This window comes from Enterobacteriaceae endosymbiont of Donacia piscatrix (assembly GCF_012569525.1).
In the GTDB taxonomy this organism is placed as follows: Bacteria; Pseudomonadota; Gammaproteobacteria; order Enterobacterales; family Enterobacteriaceae.
In genome coordinates this window covers 392,090-395,766 of record NZ_CP046200.1, presented here as the reverse complement: position 1 = coordinate 395,766, position 3,677 = coordinate 392,090, and the positions used below count along the sequence as shown (strand labels likewise).

General features: G+C 16.0%; 5 protein-coding genes. 1 reads left to right on the top strand and 4 read right to left on the bottom strand.

Features of this window, described 5'->3' with window-relative positions:
- Positions 1-17 precede the first annotated feature (17 nt).
- The 3 genes from GJT96_RS01990 to GJT96_RS01980 form a co-directional block, all read right to left on the bottom strand.
- Complete coding sequence (locus GJT96_RS01990) at positions 18-698, bottom strand: DsbA family protein (RefSeq protein WP_169780531.1); 681 nt, start codon at positions 696-698, stop codon at positions 18-20.
- A gap of 137 nt (positions 699-835) precedes the next feature.
- Positions 836-1,567: an RluA family pseudouridine synthase gene (locus GJT96_RS01985; protein WP_247646103.1), complete on the bottom strand. Its 732-nt coding sequence runs from the start codon at positions 1,565-1,567 to the stop codon at positions 836-838.
- A 44-nt stretch (positions 1,568-1,611) separates the two neighbouring features.
- On the bottom strand, positions 1,612-1,788 hold the full coding sequence (locus GJT96_RS01980; RefSeq protein ID WP_169780530.1) for an RNA-binding S4 domain-containing protein: 177 nt from the start codon (positions 1,786-1,788) through the stop codon (positions 1,612-1,614).
- Between the two features lie 79 nt (positions 1,789-1,867).
- On the opposite strand from GJT96_RS01980, the gene bamD reads away from it, so the two are divergent.
- Positions 1,868-2,581 carry an outer membrane protein assembly factor BamD gene (bamD, locus tag GJT96_RS01975; RefSeq protein WP_169780529.1) on the top strand — a complete coding sequence of 238 codons (714 nt, stop codon included), beginning with the start codon at positions 1,868-1,870 and terminating at the stop codon, positions 2,579-2,581.
- Positions 2,582-2,641: 60 nt separating this feature from the next.
- On the opposite strand, the gene tyrA is transcribed toward bamD, so the two are convergent.
- Positions 2,642-3,677, bottom strand: a 1,036-nt coding sequence (gene tyrA / locus GJT96_RS01970) for a bifunctional chorismate mutase/prephenate dehydrogenase (protein ID WP_169780528.1), incomplete at its 5' end; no start/stop codon positions are given.

Below are 3,677 nucleotides of genomic sequence, written 5' to 3'. Positions count from 1 at the left end.
CTTTTTTTTTTAAAAACTTATTTTTTTAAAAGTTTTAATATTAAATATATATAATGTGAATAAAAATTATCTACATAAACATTATATAATGAAGATAAATTAATTACATATTTATTATTAATATAAATATCTGGAACTAAACTAATATTAAGTTTTTCAACTAAATCATATTCTTTTTCAAATAGTGTTTTTGCTATATTACTATTCCATGCTGCATCAAATGCACTACTTGTTACTCCTGTAACCTTTATAAAAAGTTTTTTTATAGATTTATAATCATGAATTGTTTCAGTATTATGAATGCCATTAAAAATAGGATCTATAACTTTGTCTTCTACATTTAATATTTTAGCAACTACCCATGTATAACCTAATAAAGTAGCAAATCCGTTTTCTTGACCCATTTTACTATAATGAATTCTTATAATTTTAACATTTTTAGGAATTTTATTTTTAAAAATTTTTTTATTAATATTTTTATAAAATTCATAACAATGGGGGCATAAAAATGAAAAAAATTCAACTATAACTAGTTTATTGCCAAATGTTTTTTTATGTAATAATTGATTTTCTTTTGTTAATTTTTCGTAAAAAGGTTCTCTTGGAAGATTTCTATATGCAAAACAATTATTAGATGTAATTAATAATAAAAATAATATGCTAAAAAATAATACACATTTTTTTTTTATATTTATCATAGTTTTTCACTCTTAATTAAAATATAAAATTAATATGATTTAATATCTGTTAATTAGATATTAAAGTTAAACTATTTTTTAAAAAAACCATCGATTATATATTAATATTTTTAATATTTAATATTAAAAATACTAGACTAAATGTTAACATTTTTTAAAAAATTAATCAAATTGTTTATATCATTTGGTAAAACTACATTTAATTTTATGAATATTTTATAAAATGGATGCATAAATTTAACGCAATATGCATGTAAAGCTTGTCTTTTAATTATTTTATTAATTTTCGTTTCATAAAATTTATTATTATTAATATTATTTATATAATTTTTATAAATTTGATCACCAATAATACTATGTTTAATATATGATAAATGGACTCTAATTTGATGAGTTCTACCTGTCTTTAATAAAATTTTTAAATAAGTATAATTTTTAAAAATATTTTTTACAAAAATTTTTGTTATTGCTGATTTTCCTGATGGATGTACATTCATACAAACATTATTTTTTTTATATATACGTTTTATTGGAAAATTTATAATATCATTACTTTTAATAATTCCATTAACAATGGTTTCATATTTTCTTATTATATTATGTTTTTTTAATTCTTGTTTTAAAAAAAAATAACAGTAAATATTTTTTGCTACAATCATTAATCCAGTAGTATTTTTATCTAATCTATGTATAATACCTGCTCTAGGTATATCTCTTGAAGATGGATAATGATATAATATTGCATTAAATATAGTATTATCTACATTTTTATTACCAGGATGTACGATAATATTAGATTTTTTATTGATAACTAAAACATATTGATCTTCATAAATTATATTTAAAGGTATATTTTGTGCTTTCCATATTATTTTTTTATTTAAAATAAAAGTATTAATTTGGATTATATCTCCTAAAAAAATTTTTTTTTAGGTGTATTAATAATATTATAATTAATTTGGACTTTATTACAAATTATTAATTTTTTTATTTGTGTTCTAGAAAGTTGTAATATTTTTTCTTTAAGAAAAACATCTAACCTTTGTTTATTATGTAATAAACAAACTTTAAAAATTAAATTAATATTCATTATATTGTAAAATTTTAGAATTATAGATTATATTTATTATATAATATTAAAATAAATTAAAAAATGAAAAACTAACTATATGAATAAAAAAATATTTTTAATTAGCATGATTATATTTATATTATTAATTACAGTTAATTGTAAATATAATACATATACACATGAGCAAAAATATTTTGATACTTCTTTAAAATATGATTATCTTAATGCTATAAGATATTTTTCTGAAAAAAAATATGATCAAGCTTTATTAGAATTTAATAATTTATATATTAATTATCCTCGTAATATATATACTGAAAAAATTTTAGTTTTTTTAATTTATCTAAATTATTTAGGACATAATTTTTTAGTTGTTTTAGAATTGATAGATGAATTTATACAATTATATGATTATTCTCCATTTATGAGTTATATTCTGTATGTTAAAATAATAACAGAAATATCTTTAGATACTAATAATCAAATACAAAATTTGTTTAAAATTAATAGAAATGATTGTAACCCATTTTACACCCAATTAGCTATTAATGATACAGAAATGTTTTTTAAAAAATATCCAGATAGTATTTATATTCATTTTTTAAAAAAAAGATTAACTTATATGAAAAAACGTATTAAAAATTTTGATTTAAATATTATTAAGTTTCTTTATCAAAAGAAAAAATACATATCAACAATTAATAGATGTTTAATTTATTTGAATAATGATTTACATAATGATATTAATACTTGTTTAATAAAAAAAATTTTAAATGATTCTTTAAATAAGTTAAATATTAATAGTATTTGATTTTATGTAAAAAAATTAATGTTATAGTTTACATTAAGTTTTTTACATTTTTACTATCATTTAATTTTTTATATTATTAATTAATAAATTTTGTATTTTTTGAAATATATTTTCTATTTTATTTATTTTATTATTTTTAATTAAAAAAAATAAATTATTTATAGAATTTAGATATTTTTTAATATTTTCTTTATTTTTTTTAAAATTTAAAACAAAATTTATATATAATTGTGTATCATAAATAAAAAAATTTTTAAAAATAAAAAAGTTTAAATCATGTATAGGTTTTGATAAATTAGATATTTCATTGAATGAAAATTTATTATTAGTTAACAAAGTTATATATGTTAATACAAAAAAATATTTTAATGATTCCATAAAAAATATATATTGGTCATGTTTTATAACATCAATATTATGTATATTTATTCCCCAAATCTCTATTTGTTTTAAAAACCAATAATAAATGTTTTTATTACGTCCATGACAATACATTATAGATTCTTTTAAAAAAAATTTTTTTTTTAGATTAAATAATGGATATAAACCTAAAACAGGTCCTTTATATGTTTGAAGTATTATTTCAAAAGAAATTTGTTTAATGGGAGATAAATCAACTAAAATACAATTTTTAGGTAAAATTAATAATTTTTTTATAATTTTTTTTAAAAAAGGTATAGATATATTGATAATAATCATACCTATATTCTTAGGTATTAAATTAATTTTATTTAAATCAAAATTTTTTTCCTTTACATAAAGAATATTATATCCTGTTAAAATCAACATTTCTTTAAAGAAAGAACCTAATTTATTATTACTAATAATAAGTATTGTGAATAAACAAGGTTGCAAATTTTTAAATATTTTATTTTTCTCATGTAGATATGATTCATTAATTATGCAACATAATATATTTTCTATAAAATCAGGAGATATTCCTATTTTTTTTGCTTCTTTCCTTCTTAATTTAAGAATTTCCTTTTCTCTTTTTGGGAAAAAAATAGGTAATCCATTTTTATGTTTTATTAATCCAATTTTTTTTACTAAATTTAATCTTTTCTTTAAAAGATTTAATAAATCTTTATCTAAAGTA